The sequence below is a fragment of the Paenibacillus pinihumi DSM 23905 = JCM 16419 genome (assembly GCF_000422505.1).
GTDB classification, from domain to species: domain Bacteria; phylum Bacillota; class Bacilli; order Paenibacillales; family Paenibacillaceae; genus Paenibacillus_D; species Paenibacillus_D pinihumi.
Genome location: NZ_AULX01000006.1, coordinates 228,552 through 248,772, shown reverse-complemented (window position 1 = coordinate 248,772; position 20,221 = coordinate 228,552). Strand labels below are relative to the sequence as shown.

At 42.0% G+C, this 20,221-nt stretch carries 12 protein-coding genes and 4 pseudogenes; 8 read left to right on the top strand and 8 right to left on the bottom strand.

Annotated elements, in window-relative coordinates; all coding sequences use genetic code 11:
- Nucleotides 1–319 precede the first annotated feature (319 nt).
- Both H583_RS0100945 and H583_RS0100940 read left to right on the top strand, forming a co-directional pair.
- Entirely contained in the window at nucleotides 320–2,455 is a 2,136-nt protein-coding gene (locus H583_RS0100945; RefSeq protein ID WP_028558831.1) for a sensor histidine kinase, read from the top strand.
- 24 nt (nucleotides 2,456–2,479) lie between these two features.
- Nucleotides 2,480–3,187 (top strand): response regulator transcription factor, encoded by a 708-nt coding sequence (locus H583_RS0100940; protein WP_028558830.1) that lies wholly within the window; start codon nucleotides 2,480–2,482, stop codon nucleotides 3,185–3,187.
- Between the two features lie 257 nt (nucleotides 3,188–3,444).
- Here H583_RS0100940 and H583_RS0100935 read toward each other — a convergent pair whose 3' ends face one another.
- The 7 genes and pseudogenes from H583_RS0100935 to H583_RS35840 form a co-directional block, all read right to left on the bottom strand.
- Nucleotides 3,445–4,119 carry a stalk domain-containing protein gene (locus tag H583_RS0100935; RefSeq protein WP_028558829.1) on the bottom strand — a complete coding sequence of 225 codons (675 nt, stop codon included), beginning with the start codon at nucleotides 4,117–4,119 and terminating at the stop codon, nucleotides 3,445–3,447.
- Nucleotides 4,120–4,612: 493 nt separating this feature from the next.
- Nucleotides 4,613–4,879, bottom strand: a pseudogene (locus H583_RS38245) (flagellin); the annotation flags it as partial.
- 2,747 nt (nucleotides 4,880–7,626) lie between these two features.
- Nucleotides 7,627–8,044: pseudogene (locus H583_RS38240) on the bottom strand (flagellin N-terminal helical domain-containing protein); the annotation flags it as partial.
- A 178-nt stretch (nucleotides 8,045–8,222) separates the two neighbouring features.
- Complete coding sequence (locus tag H583_RS0100925) at nucleotides 8,223–8,402, bottom strand: carbon storage regulator (RefSeq protein WP_028558827.1); 180 nt, start codon at nucleotides 8,400–8,402, stop codon at nucleotides 8,223–8,225.
- Nucleotides 8,403–9,624: 1,222 nt separating this feature from the next.
- A complete protein-coding gene (locus tag H583_RS0100920) occupies nucleotides 9,625–9,780 on the bottom strand; it encodes a carbon storage regulator (protein ID WP_028558826.1) in 156 nt (51 codons plus the stop codon).
- An 883-nt stretch (nucleotides 9,781–10,663) separates the two neighbouring features.
- On the bottom strand, nucleotides 10,664–11,575 hold the full coding sequence (locus tag H583_RS0100915; RefSeq protein ID WP_028558825.1) for a DsbA family oxidoreductase: 912 nt from the start codon (nucleotides 11,573–11,575) through the stop codon (nucleotides 10,664–10,666).
- A gap of 50 nt (nucleotides 11,576–11,625) precedes the next feature.
- Nucleotides 11,626–12,184 (bottom strand): annotated as a pseudogene (locus H583_RS35840) (NADPH-dependent FMN reductase).
- 135 nt (nucleotides 12,185–12,319) lie between these two features.
- Here H583_RS35840 and H583_RS0100910 point away from each other — a divergent pair.
- From H583_RS0100910 to H583_RS0100885, 6 genes and pseudogenes are all read left to right on the top strand, one after another.
- Nucleotides 12,320–12,682 (top strand): winged helix-turn-helix transcriptional regulator, encoded by a 363-nt coding sequence (locus H583_RS0100910; RefSeq protein WP_051235812.1) that lies wholly within the window; start codon nucleotides 12,320–12,322, stop codon nucleotides 12,680–12,682.
- A 169-nt stretch (nucleotides 12,683–12,851) separates the two neighbouring features.
- Nucleotides 12,852–13,277: a MarR family winged helix-turn-helix transcriptional regulator gene (locus H583_RS0100905; protein ID WP_028558823.1), complete on the top strand. Its 426-nt coding sequence runs from the start codon at nucleotides 12,852–12,854 to the stop codon at nucleotides 13,275–13,277.
- A gap of 292 nt (nucleotides 13,278–13,569) precedes the next feature.
- Complete coding sequence (locus H583_RS0100895) at nucleotides 13,570–13,905, top strand: DoxX family protein (RefSeq protein ID WP_028558822.1); 336 nt, start codon at nucleotides 13,570–13,572, stop codon at nucleotides 13,903–13,905.
- A 338-nt stretch (nucleotides 13,906–14,243) separates the two neighbouring features.
- Nucleotides 14,244–14,542, top strand: a pseudogene (locus H583_RS37455) (23S rRNA (uracil(1939)-C(5))-methyltransferase RlmD); the annotation flags it as partial.
- A gap of 336 nt (nucleotides 14,543–14,878) precedes the next feature.
- The gene (locus H583_RS0100890) at nucleotides 14,879–16,954 is read left to right on the top strand and encodes an ATP-dependent nuclease (protein WP_028558821.1); all 2,076 of its coding nucleotides are present in this window, start codon (nucleotides 14,879–14,881) and stop codon (nucleotides 16,952–16,954) included.
- A complete protein-coding gene (locus H583_RS0100885) occupies nucleotides 16,939–18,894 on the top strand; it encodes a UvrD-helicase domain-containing protein (protein ID WP_028558820.1) in 1,956 nt (651 codons plus the stop codon). The genes H583_RS0100890 and H583_RS0100885 overlap by 16 nt, the downstream gene beginning before the upstream one ends.
- A 153-nt stretch (nucleotides 18,895–19,047) precedes the next feature.
- Here the strand turns inward: H583_RS0100885 and H583_RS0100880 are convergent, their stop codons facing one another.
- A complete protein-coding gene (locus H583_RS0100880) occupies nucleotides 19,048–20,202 on the bottom strand; it encodes a hypothetical protein (RefSeq protein ID WP_028558819.1) in 1,155 nt (384 codons plus the stop codon).
- Nucleotides 20,203–20,221 lie beyond the last annotated feature (19 nt).

Sequence of the window (20,221 nt, the reverse complement as noted above, 5' to 3'; positions counted from 1 at the left end):
CAGAAGCTAGAAGAGAATGTGCCGCTCCAGTATCAATGACTAAACAGCCGGTTGTTAACGAGTTTCCTCTATAACAGATCGTTAAGGATGTTTGAAGCAAACTATCGATATCATCCATCTTTTTTTTCAAAAATTGGGTTTGCACGTTAATGAACCGTCCGGGAGTGGACGGTTTTTCTTACGTTCAGAAAAGGACCTCATCGTGATGTTTGTGTTCAACGCCTCGAGATTTTTTCAGGGTACATTTTCCGTTAATGATGATATGATTTAGATAATCAACTTAGTTATTGCGCTCTTGTAGATTGGGGTTGGATTCATAGTGAGGAGTATTCTCCGATTCGGTTCTCGTACGATCTGGCTTTATATAGCTGCTGCTTTTGTTGTTGGTTTGATTGTAAGCTATGCCGTCATTTCTGTACCGGACTCCCCTAAGTACCAAAGTGAAAAAGGCATTCTGGATTTAACGAAGGTTCATGTTAGTGAGAATCCGGTAAAGTTAAAAGGGGAATGGGCGTTCTACTGGAAAGAGCTGCTGTCGCCTGAGGACATACATAATCGCTTAGCAATGGACGGAAATAATGATCGCTGGATCAGCATCCCGGGCTCATGGTTAGGCTATCAATTAGATGGTCAGCAACTGAACGGTACAGGCTTTGCAACCTTTCGGGTGGTCATAAAGCTTAGCGAGCAGGATAGGAATGAGCGGCTTGCTCTGCGGATGCCTACCATTTTTCATGCGTATAAATTATGGGTTAACGGTGAACTACTGGCAGAAGTTGGTACAGTTGGTCCGGACAAGAGCAGTTTGACACCGCATCTGGCAACGAAGCTGGTGTTCTTTCAGCCCCAAAATGACAGGGTGGAGCTGGTTATGCAAGTAGCCAACTTCCATCATAGCCGAGGCGGCATCACCAAGTATATAGAGTTTGGCGGCAGTGATGTGTTAACGGTTAGGACAAATCTGAGAATCGCCGCTGAAATGTTCACCACCGCAGGCCTGCTTGTGATTGGCGTATATCATCTGCTGTTGTTCGGACTGCGACGCAAAGACAGGGCTCCATTGTATTTTGGTCTGTTCACCACGTTGTCCGGTATCCGATCCTTGCTGGTCGGCGAGCTCTTGCTCACACAGTTGTGGCCATCTTTTCCATGGGGATTGCAGTTCAAGATCGAATACCTGATTCTTTGCAGCATTGGTTATATCATGACGATGTACTTTGACAGCATTTTTCCGAATTATGTGTCACGTTGGTTTCATCTTGGCACGCGGATCGTTACCGGCGCATTCTGTATCGTTGTTGTGGTGACCCCTGCACTTCTATATACCAAAATGTTACTGATGATAGGTGTGATGGTTTTTCTGCATATGGTTTATCTGATGGTTGGGCTGGTCAAAGCGGCTTTGTCGCGTATGGAGGGAGCGCTAATCTTCCTGCTCGTGTCGGTGGTTGGTTTAGTTACTGTCGTCAACGATTTTTTATATTACAATGAATGGTCACGAATCGGAAATACATCTCCGCTTGGTCTGTTGGTGTTTACGATCGCACAGATGATTCTGCTTTCTTCAAGATTTACGAGGGCGGCATCGAACGAAGAGAGAATTGCACTTGAGCTGCAGGCCGCTAACGACAAGCTGACTGATATGAATATGAGTTTGGAGAGGACTGTGCAGGAACGCACACAGGACTTATCCGCAGCTCATGATGATCTCCGCACTTCGTATGACCGGTTGCTTCACTCCGAGCAAGGGAGGAAGAAGCTCCTTGCCTATATTACGCATGATCTGCGTATACCGCTCTCCAGCATGCTTGGTTATGTCGAGGCTGTGCGGGACAGAGTCAAGCCGGAGCGCGATGAACAGTACTTGAAGTATATCCGGGATAACACGATAAGGATTAACCGCATGATCGAGGAGTTGTCCTTCTTGTCGCATTTGGAGACGGGGCAAGTCTCGTACCGGATGGAGCAGGTTCATGTGGTTCACTTCTTGCGCCGGTTTTATGAACAATATGAGCTGGTTGTGCGTGACGCAGGGCTCAATTTCAGGCTGGATTTCAGAGATGTGGAAGATCAAAGCCCTAACGTGCCTGTTGTCGAAATGGATGCGCAAAGATTGGATCAGGCGTTGTTTAATCTGGTTTCGAACGCGATGAAGTTCACCTCCAGAGGCGGATTGGTGAGTATTGCGCTAGCTGTGTACGAGGTGAATCATACCCGCTATGCGATCATTAGCGTACAAGATTCCGGCACGGGTATTCCTCCGGATCAGCTCGAGCAAATCTTCGATCGCAATTACAGGTATGACCGACCGGGCGTGGAGAATAGTGTAGAGGGCAGCGGGCTTGGGCTGGCGATTTGCAGGGAAATCGTACAAGCTCATGGAGGAACGATTCGAGCGGAGAGCGACGGCAAGACGGGGTCAATATTCTATGTATCGCTTCCATGTATTCTTTAATTGTAGAAGAAAGAAGGTGACGGCATGACGGACATGCACAAAATTATGATCGTCGATGATGATCCCAATATATGCGAGATTGTTCAGGTTTATTGCGAGCGCGAGGGCTTCATATGCGCCTACAGCTATAGCGGGACAGAAGCCATGAAGCTGCTTGCGTCGTTCAAGCCGGATTTGATTGTACTGGATGTACTGCTGGCTAATGAAAACGGCATTGATTGGTGCAGGAACGCACGCAGCTACACGAATGCGCCGATCGTGTTTCTGAGTAGCCGTGAGGAGGACGAGGTCAAAATCAGGGCATTATCCTATGGCGGTGATGATTATGTGACCAAACCGTTTAGTCCGGGCGTACTTATGGCCAAGATCAAGGCTCACCTTCGCAGAGTGTCGGCGGGCAGAAAGGAACAACTGCTGGAGCTGCCGGGTTTGACGCTGGATTACTACGCACAGTCCGTCATCATGGGCAGTGATCCCATTTTTTTAACGAAAAAAGAGTTCAGTCTACTGTCCTATCTGGCACAAAACGTTAATCGTGTCGTCACTGTCGATACGTTGTTTCAGCTCATCTGGGGGATGGAAAGTCTGGAGGATATGAGAACGGTCGCTGTACACATCAGTAATTTACGTAAAAAAATCGAGGCTGACCCTGTCAATCCTGAGAGAATCATTACGATGCGTGGGGCCGGATATATGCTGGTTGCCAGAGGTGCGTTGCAAGCTCGAACATAGCGTTAAGGCTGGTAGTGTGACCACGACAGCCACGAACACACTACAGCTGGAAGGGTTAGAAACAAGCTGCTTTAAGTGTAGTGAGCTGAACCGTGTCATCGAGCAGCAATGCTGAATATTCAGAACGGGGCGTAAACATACATTTAACCCATTTAGGAATCTGTTTGAGTACAACTAAAGGTTCAAGCGATAATTCATGCTTGAACCTTTAGAGTGTCTTTCACCTTATCCATAAAAACATCTATGAAGAGTGAAGCTTATTTATAATATGAAGTAGTTAACGGTATAAAGACTGTAGCACCACTCTTGACTTGCCCATGAATGTACAATGACTTAATGCCTCCGATATCAACTTGGATAGTAACCAAGCCTTCTGCAGATTTAATGACATCTACTTTTTTCAAAATAATATTGTTGTTAGAGTCTTCGATTGTAAAATCAGTAATATCACCGTCAACAGCTGCTATCTGAAGGTACAGCGTTTGATGCTCTTTATTCGGGTGAAGCATGAAGTTAGAGCTGCGATCACCAGAACCTGTGTCGAAATAAGCTTCTTTATAATCTTTACCTTTAAAGGTTGTTTTGGCTGGATCTTTCGTATAATACATATCTTCGAATTCCTTAGCAATAGAGACACCGTCTACCTTCTCGCCTAGAATAATCGTTTTAGTAGCCGAATTATAGTCTACCGCTACACCAAGCGCATCAGATATAGCACGAATTGGGAAATAATTAGTATCTTTATAGCTGATCGGTGCAATAGCGTTGCCGTTTACATCACGCAACTCCGTATAAGTTCCATCAACTTGTACTTTTATTTCAGGGTTAAGATAAGCTTTAATCTCTTGGAGTTTAGTTGCCGCCAGTGCTCCAGTTCCCATACTAGCTAACATGGATACGCTAATAATCGCTATAAATGCTTTCTTTTTCAATCAAATCCACATCCCTTTTCGAAAGATATTTTATACATTACATTACACTTTAAACATAATTTTCACCAGTGGGAATAGTTCTTAGGTGTGAATTCAAAAATAAAATTAATACTAACTACCTGTATTAAAAGTTTCTCCATAACTCGAAATCTGCATCAGCGATGGGATGGAAGCATTTAATATTTATTCGCCGTTAAAGAGGTACGGTGAACCGTATCATAAATAGAGCGAAGTCCGTGGCAGGCACAGTCCCCAGACAAAGTCACTCTAATTAAACTTAAAGATAGAGCCTTTATACGCAATTGCAGCGATGAATACTTCGTTCGTATGAAGGGATAATGTAACGTAAACGGCTGTTTATAAGAAAACAACCTCCAATTCCACCTATGATAAAGTGGAGATGGAGGTCGTTTTTGCATACGAAATTAGTGATAATTGGAGACTGAAAATTATAAATGAGCCTTTGGGAAAGCTCGGTCGGAATTTTGAGAAATTAACGAAGCAATTGCAGTACACCTTGCGGCTGCTGGTTGGCTTGAGCCAACATAGCTTGTGCTGCTTGGGTAAGGATGTTGTTCTTAGTGAAATCCATCATTTCCTTCGCCATATCTACGTCGCGGATACGGGCTTCGGCGGCAGTCAGGTTTTCGCTGGCTGTGCCGAGGTTGGTGATCGTATGCTCCAGACGATTTTGGTAAGCGCCCAGGTTGGCGCGCTGGGAAGAGATGGAGTTGATCGCGTCGTCGAGCACGCTCAATGCGGCGGTCGATTTATCGCTGGTCGACAGATCGAGTGCATACTCCGTGTTGTCGTTGCTCGTTCCGTCGGTTGCCGAGGCAATGGCTGTATAGTACGCGACTCTGCCGTCGCTGGCTGTTACGGAGCCGGTTGCCGCGCTGCTGACTTTCAGTGTTTGGCTGCGCATATCGCTGATGCCGACGGCAATCGTCTGCCCCGCATTCGCGCCTACCTGGAAGCGCAGGCCGTTGTCGATGGCGTTGGCGCCTTCCGTGCTCGTGGCCCCGCTTGCCGCGTCCAGCTTCAAGGCTTTCGCCAGATCGCCGGCTGACATGACGACCGACCCGGCCGCGCCGCTCGTGCCGGTCTTAATTTCGAAGGCGCCGTCCTTTATATCGACGGTTGCGTTGGCAAGCGAGCCGCCCGCTGCGCGGATTTGCGATTGCAGTTCGGCAGCGAGTCCGCCCGCCGTATACGTGCCGGCCGTCAGCGAGATGGCCACGTCGTTGCCGTCAACTGTGATCGTTCCCGTATGGTTGGCATTCTTCCCTTGTGTATACGAAGCGGAGTTCAAGCCCAGGGAGTTGACCGCGCTTCCCGTCACGTTCGTGATCGTGCTGTCCGTGCCTGTCAGGTTGTTGGTGAGCACGAGTTTATTGTCCGCATCGAAAGAAGCTACAACGTTGCCGGCGCCGAACGCCGAATCCAGCTTGCCGTTCAGATCGGCAAGCAGGCTGTTCTTGCTGGTGGCGTTGGTGAAGTCGTAGGTGGCATCGGCCAGCTTAATGCTTTTGCTTACGCCGTTGACGGTCAGATTCAGGGTGCTGTTGCCGCTTCCCGAAATGCTCGTCGAGAACGAATCTGCAGGGGTCGCTTTGAGCAGCGACGCCGCTCCGCCTCCGTCGATTGTCAGCGTATCGGATGCGTTCTTGGCTGTGAAGACAACCTTGTTGTCTGCGTCGAAGCTGACGTTAATATTGCCTGCGCCAAACGCGCTATCGAGCTTGGACTGCACGTTTTGGATAAAGTCGTTTGCGCTGTCGTTGCCGCCCGCGCTGTAGTCGGCGGTATCCAGCGTTACTGTCTTCTGCGTGCCGTTATACGAAAGTGTCAGCTTGTTCGTCTCGATGCCTTGCGCGGACAATCCGGTCAAGCCGAGCGCCGAGGCAGCCGTGCCGCCGATATTGTCGATCGTGCTGGCTGTCCCTGTCGTATTGTCGGTCAATACGAGCTTATTGCCGCTGAAGGAAGCGACAACGTTGCCTGCGCCGAACGCCGCGTCCAACTGGGAATTTATATCGGTAACGAAACTGTTTTGCTGGGTCGCATTGGTCAGGTCCGTATAGTTGCCCGACAGTGTAATCGTTTTGTTCGTGCCGTTCATGCTAAGCGACAGAGTGTTGTTGGCTGCTGGCGTGCTGGTCGTCAACGAATCGGCAGGATTCGCCTTAATGACTTTGTTCAGCATGCCGCCGCCGTCCAGCGTCAGTGTTTCGCCGAAGTTTTCGGCATTAAATTGCAGCTTATTGTCGCTGTCGAAAGAAGCCGTTACTTTGCCTGAGCCGAACGCTGTATCCAGTTGGGTTTGCAGATCGGCAAGGAAGTCGTTGCCGCTTGTTCCTGCGCCGCTGTTATTGTAGTTTTTGACATCCATTGTGACGGTTTTCGTTGTACCCTGGTACGATAACGTAAGCGTGTTGTTCTCTGTGCCTTGTGCAAGCGTTGCGTTGTTCAGTCCCAGGCCGGCGGCGCCGTTGCCGGAAATGCCGGTAATCGTGCTGCCGGAGCCGGTCGCGGCGTTGGTCAGCTTCAAGTGGCCTGCATCGAAGGAAGCGACAACGTTATTCGTTCCGAATGCGGTATCTAATTGCGTTTGCATATCGGCCAGGAAAGCCGTTTGACCCGCCGGGTCTGTCAGATCGTAGCTGCCGCCCGTCAAGGAAATCGTTTGGGTCGTGCCGTTGACTGTCAAGGCAAGCTGGTTGTTCTGCGCTACGGTTTGCGTGGCGAAAGAGTCCGATGGGCTAGCCAGCAAATGCGAAGTGACCATGCCGCCGCCGTCTATTTTGAAAGGCGTGGCTGTGCCGGCATAAGATACCTCGATCTGCGAGGTTGTCGCATTGAAGCTGACACCGATATTCGGGTCACCGCCAGCTGCCGCCCGCATAGCGTCTTGCAAATCCGACGCGAATTGGGCGATGCCGTTGCCTGCCGTACCGTCATAGTTTTTAACTGCTAATGCAGCCGTATAGGCCGTGCCGTTAATCGAGAACTGAAATTCGTTGTCGCTGGCCGTTACATTCGGGCCGACAAATTCGCCCGCGCCTGCGCCGGCGGCTGTGTAGGTTTTCGTTCCGACGGTTTCCTGATGCGCTGACGTCGATACTTTGAATGCTGCGTTGCCGGTCAGAACCGTGGAGCCTGTAGCCGTTGCGCTCGTCGTCGCAAGGTTAGGACCCGCGCCGTTTGGCGTGAATACGGCTGTGCCTGTAACGGTAGTGGCAAAGGCGCCGATGTTCTGCCCGGTGAGCGTACCGCCTGTCACGATCGCTTTCGTTTCTCCGACATTCGGGCCGGAGTTGGCTGCAGACGGGTTGGTAAACACCGCCGTGCCGGTTACAGTCGGGCCACCGACCGCGGAAATTTGCTGGGATGTGCTGGAGAGCGCCGCGCCTTTGGTTGTTGCGTTGGTGGCCTCGCTCAGAATGTCGATCGTGCCGCTCACTTGCCCGCCGTGAACATTCGCCGTAACGGCCGACTTGACATTGATTTGGCCGTTCAGCAATTTCAGGTTATTGAACTCGGTCGTATTACCGATCCGGTTGATTTCCGAAGTTAATTGATTGATTTCCTTTTGCATGGCGTCGCGGTCTTGGCTGGTGTTCGTGTCATTCGCCGCCTGGTTGGACAGTTCGCGCATACGCTGCAGAATGGATTGCGCCTCGTTCAACGCACCCTCCGCCGTTTGAATCAGTGAAATTCCGTCCTGGGCGTTCCGTCCCGCCTGATCCAGCCCGCGGATTTGCGCACGCATTTTTTCGGAAATGGCCAAGCCTGCCGCATCGTCGCCCGCACGATTTATGCGTAGTCCGGAAGACAGCTTCTCCAGATTTTTGGATGAACCGCTGGTGTTCGCCGATAATTGCCGATGTGTGTTCAGTGCTGCAATGTTGTGGTTAATTCTCATTTCTCATTACCTCCATGTGGTGTGTTTAGGATGCCTATCCATTGGCATCCTTTGAAGCGCATACCCTGTACTCACAAGTCATTGATGGATTGCGCGCGAATCCAAAACAAGGATTTGTAAGTCAAACTGCTATCTTCCCTGACTTCACCACTCGTCCTTAAATGGCAGAGGCCTCGACCTATTTGGTCGTTCCTAAGGCTTTATTTCTTTCTTCCCATAACTCTCCACGAACAATAGAAATATGTTTCGGTGCTTCGATCGCCAAGCGTAAATGGCCTTCATCGGTCTTAATGATCTGTACCATAATGTTGTCGTCGATCAGCACAAATTCTCCGGGTTTTCTCCTTAACACGAGCATTGGATCACCCCCTTATGCGGCTTATTATATGGATATAAAAAAATGAGCAAACAGGTCGCTGCCCTTCTTCCTCCTGAAGAATGACGGCGACTTATTTGCTCATCCTAAGTCTCTCAACGATTTAATGAATTATTCAATTGTCAAAAAAGGCATTTAAAAAACGAAAAGACGAATAAATAGGCATCTGTTTCAAATGTTCCTCCTTGAAACAACATGCGTATTTACTCGTCCATGAGTAATCGGATATATGATTAATTTATATATCGACAATTTATTTGAAATGTTTAGTCTTTTTGTGAAAAACTTTTTTGACAGTTATTCATAGCTTTTTATGGATCAAACCTGAAATAAACCCGTAAAACTCGTAATTGATGAATATTGTCCGAATTACTTGTGACGATCAGGCGGGGGCATTGAAATTAGGAGCGTTGCTTAGAAAGAGGCAGCAAAACTAGTTTCTTCCCCATAATTTAAATCCGGACAATACCTATGTTTTATCCCGGAGTAATCAGCTAAAGCTTGCAGGAACGTTAACCTGTTCTCAAGCGCTCTTATTCATAAAGAAGGGCGAATCCGAGGATTTCGGGTGGCAGCACCGGGGAAGAAACCGCAGCAATGGATAGACAGCTTAATCATGGGCCCGATAAGGAATTGGATATGGAGACGATCCGACAGGCTTCCTAAATTGCATCCAAGGAAGGCAGAGCCGGATTTGTTATGGGACTTCCTAGAACTGGAATTTCGTAATGCCGGTACCGTAGGGGAACAATCCTGTTGGGGAGAAATTGGTTGTAGAGGTTTAGAAAGACATCAACCGGAGTCGAGAGAGACCCACGGATATTCAAGACCGCCATTCTACTGAGGGGGTTTAATTCGTAATGCGACGCGGGAATCCGTCGTTCTTGGGCAAGCCCGCCAAAGCATATTTGCATCCGGTCCATTTATTCAACGGAGACGGTCCAAGTCAATTTTATGCTTGCCCATTCGTTATCCGGATAACCGGGGATAGCATTTTGTAACTGGAAAATTAATTCAGACCATTTGGAAGTATTGGAAACGGAATGCTCGCAAATGGTCTAATTAAGGCTCTGGCAATTACAAATGGATGTCCTTCGTCTCATGAGGGCTTGTCGAATAAGGAGTTAAGCTGCAAACTGCCGCTATTGGACCCGTTCAAAGCTGCCGAAACGAAAGCCTGCATTAAAAACCGGGATACTTGTGCTTAGTCTTGATTAAGCAATTCTCCGCGAATGATAGAGATATCTTTTGGCGCTTCAATAGCCAAGCGCAAGTGCCCCTTTTCACTTTTAACGATCTTTATAATAATTTTTTCGTTGATCACGATGTATTGTCCGGGTTTTCTTCCAACGACCAGCATCAGACTCACTCCTTTACCGTGAAGGATCTTTATGTGATTTGAACATCTTTTACGGGAATTATCTTACTTCGTTCATATTGAAGTTTCCTGCTGCTTCTCCACCCAATGCCCCTGGGTGTCTGACTTTGTACTTTCGCTTGCTGCATAGGCAGCAGGGAGGGGCAAGCTCAGTAGCAACGCTAAAAAACTGACCATTCGTCTTTTCATAGCGTATTTTATCATGGCAGATTAGCCCATTAATGAAACTTAAAGAAAACTTTAAGTTGGCGCTCGAGATAAAGCATGCCAAAGGAACAGACTACAAAGATAATGGCCTGTAAAAACGTTGATCCGATGCGATAGTTAGCGACTGTAGCAGATGCCGCGGCAAAGCTGTCGCTTCCCTTATACGGGGCATGTGGAGAGCCGGGTTTTATGACCTTCACGAAGGATGGCACAGATTTTAAAAACAGGTGCTGAAGGATAAAATCGGGGTTTCGGTTGTACCGGACCTTGGTTTTAACGTCGAGAGTATCGACATATCGGTGGATAGTAAATGATAGTATGGAATAAGGAGAGATAAATTCCAAGAGAGCGTCGTTTGCAGGGCGTTTCGTAATATTAGGTCAGCCAGAGATTTCTGGTTGGCCTTTTTTTGTTTCATATAGAGACAATCCACATTTTTATTCCAATATTTTCACGACTGTATGGTACTACAGGCATGCAGCAGCTAGTATGGAGCAAGCCAAGCATGTGGCCCAGCAGGCGGCTCTTGCAAGAAGCAAATCGAAGGCTAAGAGGAAGAGAAGGAGATTATACCCAAACCTGAAGGTACGTCCCACTAATACCGAAATGAATTATGGCGCAGGTCGAAAAATTCGATTGCTGCGCCATAACGAGTGGTTTATTTTTTCTTAATATACATTTCACCCAGAATCTCATGCACATGATATTGATCCAGGTTAAGGGACTGCTTAACGAATGAGGATACAGATTCTTTGGATAGGTCATACATGGTCTCAATTTCTTTAGAAAAATAGCACCACGAATTTTTGTCCACCCAGTTTTGTAACGTTGGAATTTCGGCAGGAACGGGGGTGTCGCCAAGGACTTTGCTTAAAGCCGACACAAAGGCTTCGAGCTTTTGCGCACCGACTACTTTTATTCCCGTGTTATCCTCATTGACAATAATAACTGTAGGGAATCCGGATACGCCAAAGCTTTTTGTTAAATCAAAATCTTCCTCCATCAGCTCATAAGCTCTATCCTCACTGGCCGTTTGAATAACACGTTCTCCATCTAAACCAATCTGATTCACAATATCGGTTAGAACCTGATTGTCACCGACATTTTTGTTGAATGCAAATACAGCCTCTCTGGTTTGCCGGAGAAAATCATGGGCTTTTGCGGGAGTCTGGTCTTGAATGACCTGAAACACTCTTGTTGCCGGGTATGAAGATTGAATAGGGTTATCATGCCAGAGCGTACCATCGATTGGCATGCGCGAATGAATCCCAACCTCTCTCCAATGATCAGCTACATCAGCTGGTTTTTGTATACCGTTAGACCGATCTGAAAACCCATTCCAGCCGGGCAGCAACCCGCCCAAAACCGTTTTGAAATTGAAATAGTGACCGTACTGTATGAGAAAACGATTGAGTACGGGTTCGAGTGCCCAACAATGTGAACATATGGGATCCGTAAAATAATAAAGCGTAACTTTTTTACTTTGGTTGTTAAAATTGATTAGTTCGTTTGATGTTTCCTCATTTACACCACAAATACCCGTTTCAAGGTCACAGCTCATGTTGTTCATTGCACATCTCTTCCTTTCTTTAATGAATAAGAATCACGAATACACACGGCTTATCGGATTGTTTTTAATGCTTTTGACCACGATACAACTTGATCCAGTAATGACAATACGGTTGATTTATGAAATTCTGCCGGTTTAAAGGATGCCATTTCGACAAAATCAGTAAAGATGCTTAATGCAGGCTGTGTGGATACAACGGCCACTTGCGGGACGGATAGAATAAGCCGCAGCTGCTGTGCTGCAATCGTGCCGCCAGAAGAGCCATAGCTTACGATTCCTGCGGCCTTGTTATGGAACTCCTGGTTAAGATAATCAATCGCGTTTTTCAGCGCTGAGGTTATACCGCGGTTGTATTCGGGTGTAACAAAGATATATCCGTCCAGACTACTGATTTTTTCAGACCAGACCCTGGCTTCAGGAGTCTGATACTCCTTGGTGAAGGCTGCTGGAACGGGTTACTTATAGAGCGGCAAATTAAAGCTTTGAATATCAACAATTTCAAACTCAGCATCTGTTCTTTTGTCAGCTATTGATTTTGATTCAGTCGGCTACCTGCGGACTTACCCGGCCTTGTCTTGTACTGCCTGTAACAATACCAATTTTTAATATATAGGTTTCTCTCCTCTTACAGTTAAGATGTTATGGTCGGCCATGTAGACAATTATATTTAGTTACTTTAGAATAACAAGTACTATTATTATTCTTTCTAAGTATCAAAAAACGTACTAAAGGAGTTTGTCTATAGTGGAAAACACAAAAATAATTCAAGATATTTGCCCTGCTACTACTGCATTTGATGTAATTGGGAAGAAGTGGAACCTGCCTATATTATCTATTTTGTCTGAGACTGGATCTGTGCGGTACAATGAACTGAAAAGGCAGTTACCAGGTATAACCGGGACAATGCTAACCAAGTGCCTTAAAGAGCTTACGGAGAATGGTATTGTGCATAGGGAGCAGTTCTTGGAGATCCCGCCCAGGGTTGAATATTCATTAACGAGCTCAGGTGAAGAGTTAAGTCCAATCATCGAATCCATTGTAGCTTGGGGGAGAAAAAATATGGAGACGCTGCGGGTAAAGGATACTGTAATGCGCGATAAAAGCTAAATGTTGCCTGGAATGTGTTGGGATAAGTGAATATCAACCTTATCAGAACAAGCAATATGTTCGTGAAATATACATGTTGATAGCAGGATTGCTTTTATATATGCTATAGCATATAATTAGCTAATTAGTAACGCAAATTTAATTATGATGCAGAGAAGTGTGATAAATGATGAAGCTAACTAACCTGACAGGATTTCTGATTCATCGGACAGATGTAAAACTCACTAATTTTTTCACGAAAAAATTGAAGCCTTATAATGTTACACCTGAACAATGGGGTATTATAAGCACTCTTGATGAGCATCGGGCAACAACCCAGAAAGAAGTGGCTCTAGCTATTGATAAGGATCAGACTACCGTTGTAAGAATGATTCATTCCTTAGAGGCAAAAGGGATTGTAAAAAGAATTGTTAATCCTCATGATAAACGTTCCCATGACTTGTTTTTAAGCGAGAAAGGGGTGGAACTGAAGAAAAGCTTATTGGTCAATGTGATGGAAGCTCATGATTATATAACCAGATCGTTAACACAAGATGAGGTAAAACAACTGCATGATTTGCTTGGTAAAGTGTATTCGAATGTTCTGGATGATTAAATAAAATTGGAGGCGGCGGTATGAAAATAGAGCGGCAATATTTTGAGGAAGGACTGCCGATTAGTGAGTATATGAATCATATGCAGACACTAAAAGGATGAAAGTTTGTCTATCTATAAAATTTTCAGGTATCAGGGGATAGTTTTGACGGGGTAATTGGCAAATGGGCCGCGCGCGCCAAAAGTCCAGGAGATCGTTAATATAAAGAAGCAGTTCATGCATCTCTTGTAAAAGGTTAAATATATGCTATAGCATATAAATGCTTAATTAAACCAGATTGGAGAAATGAGCAATGTTTTTGAATATCTTACAGGTTGTTTTAGGTGTATTTTTTATATTTACTGGCACCACAATTATTTCCGGGAAAATGGCTAAGGAGTTTAAGCGGTTTGGGATGCCGTCGTTTTTTAATTTTCTTACCGGATTCATCGAAATAGTCGGGGCTTTGGGTCTAATAATTGGAATATGGATGCCTATAGTTGCATTCCTATCAGGTGCGCTTCTTGGATCAACGATGCTTGTTGCAGCTCTGACATTAGTCTTCATTGCGCGAGATCCTTTAATAAAAGCTTTGCCAGCAACCGTTTTATGTTTGCTTTCATTTATAATTGCAATATTGAGTTATTGAGAAGGGGCTTAAGTGCACAAAAAAGACAATTATTGTTGTAGGAGCTGTCTTTGCTTATGGTAATTTCGTCATGCAAGGCTTGCGTAAAGTGGAGATTGGGCTTTTGTTTTAACTGTCAGGTTTCTCAATCCATTGGTCGCTCATCCAATTTTTTAATCATTTTCAAGTAGCGCTATTGGCCCAAATTGAGGTCAAAATTGCCTGAACTGAAACCAAGAAGGGAAAGAAGTGTTGTCCTCATAGCGAGGATTTAATTGAAAACGTAATTGAGGAAGCATTTCTTGAGTCCTACAGAATCGGTTAAAATGGTGTTGAGATTGTTGTGCAGAGCGATTTAGGATGCCGAGCGCAACGCGGAGCTGAACGGCATTACGAATGTAGAGTCTAAAACAAGGGCCAGCTGAGGTTGTCATTCCACGCTGGTGCGAGGAGGGCATTGTCACCGACGTCTTTCATTGTCGACCCGCCGCGCAAGGGTTGTGACCCTTGTATGTGAGCTGTAACCCGTCTACGTTAGCTAGGGATTTGAGATTGCTGGAAGGACTGGTATAAGACGGTGGAAGTGCAACCGGTAGATATATCTCCTTGGACGGTGCATGTGGAGAGTGTGGCAGTGATGCAACGAATAAATACATAGAAATCCTTTGTTTTCAAAACTTTGCGGGTTTTATGACCTTCACAAAGGATGGCAGTGATTTTAAAAAAAGGTGCTGAAGGACAAGATTGAGGTTTCGGGTGTGCCGGACCTTGGTTTTGACGTCGAGTGTGTAGACATGTCGGTGGATAGTGAATAAGAGCCAATACTTATGAAATAGAACTTCCAAGAGAGCGTCCTTTGTAGGACGTTTTTTGTTTCATTTAAAGACAAAATCCGAATATTTATTCCAATATTTTCACGACTGTATGGTACTATAGACATGTAGTAGCTTTTAACTAAGAGCAACATTATTCCATGTCTACGGGGGGATTTTTTGTGAAGCTAAAAAAAGTTTCGATTCGAAATTACAGAAGATTCTTAGAGACATCGCTATCATTGGCTGATGATGTCACTTTGTTGGCTGGTGCTAATAATAGTGGAAAAACATCCTTAATTGAGCTTTTTGAAAATATCCTAAATACGGCGAAAACGGAATATTGTGTTTCTGATATACCTGTGACACTCTCAAAAGAATGGGTTGATCAGGCTTATTCTATGTTTATTAATCATTTCGAAAAAAATGAAGATAGAGAGAAGACGATTCAAGCAATAGTAAATGATCTTTTTTATTTAGATGTAATTCCGGGGAAAGAGAAACTTCTTATTTCACCCACAGTAGTTCAAATAAGGATTGATTATGAAGTCGATGAAGATATAAGAAATTTTGCTGATTATATAATGGATTTTGATCCTGACCAATGTTCTATATATTTTGAATACTCATTTGAGGTTACTTCTACTACTTTTAGCCAGTCACTGGACAAGGACTTCGAAAAGTTGAGAAGCAGATATGAAAAGCTCTCTGAAGATAGGGATCAAATTACAAAGATTGGATTCTTTAAAGAAAAAATATTAGGTACATACGTTTCTAGTATTGTTGAGAAGTGTTATTTTTCTGATATGCAATTTCAAAATAAAAATGAGATGGAACTTTCACATTTTCGTAAGTTATTCAATTTATACAATATTTATGCGGGGAGACCATTAGAGGATCAGAATACAGGTCAATCAAAAAGCATTAGTAAAAATGTGCTTGATCTTGCACATCATGATGATGCATGGAAAGCATTTCTAGGAGCATTACCAGATAAGATACTTCAACCAATTGAAGAACTAGGAATAACAGACATTGTAAGAAAGGTTTCAGTTGATGGACTTACCGAAACAATTTCATCAATAGCACAGGCTAATGGGGGAAATACAGGAAGCATAATGCTTGATTTAGAGATATCGGAGGAAACGATTAGCTCTCTTATAAACCAAATTACTCACGCTAAGTATGATCTTCAAGGGCATTACCTTAACGAAACATCGCAAGGATTGGGATACAGTAATATGATATTTATTCTCTTGCAGCTTGAAAGGTACAAGCGGAATATCGACCCATTGTTGGTTAACATTTTTATTATTGAAGAACCTGAGTCACACATGCATCCACAAATGCAAAATGTTTTTGGGAAATTTCTGAAAAAATACTATCAAGAAAAAAAGATCCAGGGGTTAATAACCACTCATTCTAGCGAGATGGTCAGAGTAACTGAGATGAAGAATCTTAGAGTGACAAGACCAATAACTCCGTTCATAAGCAATATTTTTGATTTCTCATCTTTTAAAGAAAGTGTAAGTCAAGACCCTGTACTTGATAATTTCTATGATTGGTTTTATGAAATCGGCTTCTCTGATATAGTTTTTGCCGATAGAGTCATTATTTATGAAGGTGACACAGAAAGAATGCTGATTAGAAAACTTTTTTCGTTGGATGATTTTACAGTATTAAACCAACTTTATATTGCATTTGTTCAAGTTGGGGGAGCATATGCTCACAACTATAGAACGCTCATAGAGTTTATGGGAATAAAAACACTTATATTGACAGATCTTGATTATAATAAAACGTCAAAAACAGAAAGCCATATAAGAGCTTCAGGAACAACAAATGCCACAATTAATAATTTTTACGAGATAACACATCCAGAAACCAAACCAACTGTAGCAGACTTGTATGAGTGGAAAAAGAATGAGGGGAACATATTATTTAAGGGCTGTGCATATCTAAATTATCAAGGGGAAAAGGACAGCTTTGCTCGTACCTTAGAGGAAGCTATGCTTGCTAAGTATTATAAAATAACAGCATTTGAGGAAAAAAGCCGGGAAGATTGGATCAAATTAAGAAATGATGATAAGTTGAAGTTTACTATTCCTCAAGAAGCGGGACAATATACAATTAGAGACATTGTTGAGCATACTTCAAAAGGAAAAACAGATTTTATGTACTCCGTAATTCTAAATAATTTAACTAAAATTATGCTGCCAGATTATATTGAGGAGGGGCTGGCGTGGCTGAAGAAATAGTAGAAAAAAACATCTATCTAGTTAATGCCCCGGCCGGTAGTGGGAAGACAACAACAATTAAATCAATGATTTTTAAACACCTGGTTAAATACCCCAATGACAATATTCTTTGTATAACATACACAAACAGGGCTGCAGAAGAATTAGGCAAGGATATGGATAGTAAAAAAGTTTGTTTTTCAACAATTCATTCTTTTTTGCACAATTTTTTAAAAATTTATTTTTCACACGAACAGATAATCAATTTGTACTTTGAAATATATGGATCCGAAATAATGAGGAGAATTTCCAATGAAAATGAAGATGAAAGAATAACCAGAAGTAATGAAAGGTACATTGAGAAAAACGGTGATTTGTCATTTGATTTGATTAAGGCCAATCTTAAGTCGATTTACTACAATGAGTCTCAATTTAACTCTCTATATTATGGTGGTTTATCTCATGATGATTTAATAACGTTCTCTAAATTGGTTTTCAAAAAATTTCCTGTAATTAACAGGAGATTGACAAAAAAATATCAACTTATATTTATTGATGAGTATCAAGACTCGTCTGCAAATGTATTAAAATTATTTTATCAAGCAGTTCACGCCACATCTACAGAGCTATATTTTCTGGGTGATAAAATGCAACAAATATATATGAACTACGATGGATCATTCGAGGATAAATTGTTAACTCTAAACCAATCAATTAAATTGACTACTAATTATAGATCAGTACCTGCAGTTATTAATATCTTAAACAAATTGTATAATAATAATTTGTATAAGCAAGAGCCTACAGAGAAAAACTTAAATATAGCAGTTGATCACTTGCCTAGAATTGTGTTATGTGATGATGTTTCCGAGAAGCTTAAGTTAGAAAAACAGAATTACCCTGATGCATTATTATTGTTCTTGCTTAATCAAAAACGATTTGACGCTATTGGAGCAGGGGATCTTTATAGAAAGTACAACAACATGGAACGATATTCATTTATACAACAATATAGCGCTGTTGATGTGCTTATTAATGATTCGCAGGATAATCCAGATAGTTTAGTTAAATTATTATTCATGGTTAACCAAATTGCTGAGGATTATAGTTTGAAGAGTCTAGGGAATATCGTTCAGTTGTTCAAACGAAATCCTAAAATATTTAATGATAGCGTATTTACAGTGAAAAAACATGAAGATAAGCGTAGACTGAATAAATTTTTGCAAAAAATTTCGGAGGTATATAGTGATACTGAAAGGGTATATAGCATAAAATCAGTATTAAATGTTTTTTTGGAAACTGAACTGGGTAGACCAGAGTATATAAGCTCTATTATTGACGACGAAGACTACTCTTTAGTTTTAGATGTCAAACTAGAAGAGTTTAGGTTTCTTGCTCAATATTTAAAAACCCCAAATGTATCAACACAACATGGCGTAAAGGGAGAGAGTCATGACACAGTTTTTTTTATAGCGGAGGATAATAATAACAAGCCATTAGTTCATATGTATCGGTTCTTTAAAATGTGGAGTAGTATGGAAGTGTCACTTGATGATTTTGAATCCTTTTATTATGAATATGTTGAGTGGATAAATGAGACAATTTCTTACTTAGGGTTTAAATTAACTGAAATTAATAGTGCCTTGCATAAAGAACATCAGGGATACTTAAAATCAAGAGTTAATCATCTACTTAAACACTTCGAAAATAACGATTATTTTAAAAATTTATGCGAGAGTGAGTATAAAGCTTATTTAAAAAACTCTATTGTTAGAACGGCAAAAATGTGTTTTAAAGAAAGCCAAGTGTATGGTTCATTAAGTGCCTATCGTTTGTTTTATGTTGGTTGCTCCCGTGCACGCCAGAATTTGTCAGTATTTATCGACAAAACTAAAATTGAAGAATTTTCTTCTCAACTAATGAAGAAGTTTAATGAGACAGGATTTGTAATCGTGGAATAAACAAATTGAGAATTAAATCACAAATAATATAAGAGATTATCTTTTACTGATATGCTCGCCTTTATACAACAGGTTTAATTATTTCACCTGTATATTTAAAGGTGAGCATATCAAAATAGCAAAGAGGGGCGGATAACCTTTCTTTTTTTGGAACTAAGCTTTTTGATCAACTCTACTTTCATATTTACTTACAACAAGCTTGTTTCTTCTTAATAAATCGTTCATGCTTCGCGTCTGCTGATTGTATGCGCCAAAAGCTTGAATTTTAACTTTCGTAATAGGAATATTAATAGTTTCTTGATCGATTGTAATTATTTCATTGTTTTGAGTTGAATTTTTTTGTTGCAGATTTTTTATTTGTTCTTCAAGATACTTTCTTTTAATTTTTTCGGTTTCAATTTTTTCAATTAAATATTCTTGAGTAAGTTGTTCTGTTCTAATTTGTTCTTTCCTTACCTTTTGCTCTTGAGTTGCGTCATAAATAGTTTTTCCTACTTGAGCCACATTAGGTAAAATATCAAAGTAAGAAGGACTGCTATGTCCGAAGCTTTTAAAGTCGAGTTCAGGTAACGTTTCTTTTCTTTTTTTTAAATGATTGGAGCAGAGAATTTTAACTTTATTTTTTTCTTCTAAATAAACTCCAATTAATGGCTTCTGAATTTTATTAAAAGTTTCAAAAAAACTATTAAAGTATAATGGATACTTCTCTAGCGAAGTATTATTACTATCTTTTTTTAATTTAGTAATATACTCATCTATGTCAAGTTCATATTTAAGAAATTCGTTAAATTCACTTTCTAATTCCTTTTTTTGATTCAAAATATTGTTCTTTAATGTTCCAGTAGCAGTTTTTGGTAAATTTCTAATTGCTGCAGATGTCATTTCATCAAGAGCATCAGTAAAAGAATCACTTAATAAGTTAAATGATTGAAATAAAATGATGGAAGAGATATTACGTGTAAGTATTGCGTTTAATCTCTTGTACAATCTAATGAGCATTGATATTTTTAATATCTTTTTATTAGGATATAAACTTATAGGGTATCCAATAGACTGAAAATCAACAAATTGATTATTTTTTAATAAATCAACATATTCATAGTTGAAGTATCTTCTTTTAATAGGATTATTTAAAATTATAAGCTCTCTAGGTGATACTCCATTTTGTAACTCTTTCGAGATATTTCTTAATAAGTCTAACTTATAGTATTCGTTTCCGAAATTATTAATAAAGTTAGAAAGTTCCCAAGGGTCGAATATTTCATTAACTGTTCTAGTTAATGTTAATCCAAATCTCTCATGTTCCATAAAAGTTTACCCCCTTAAC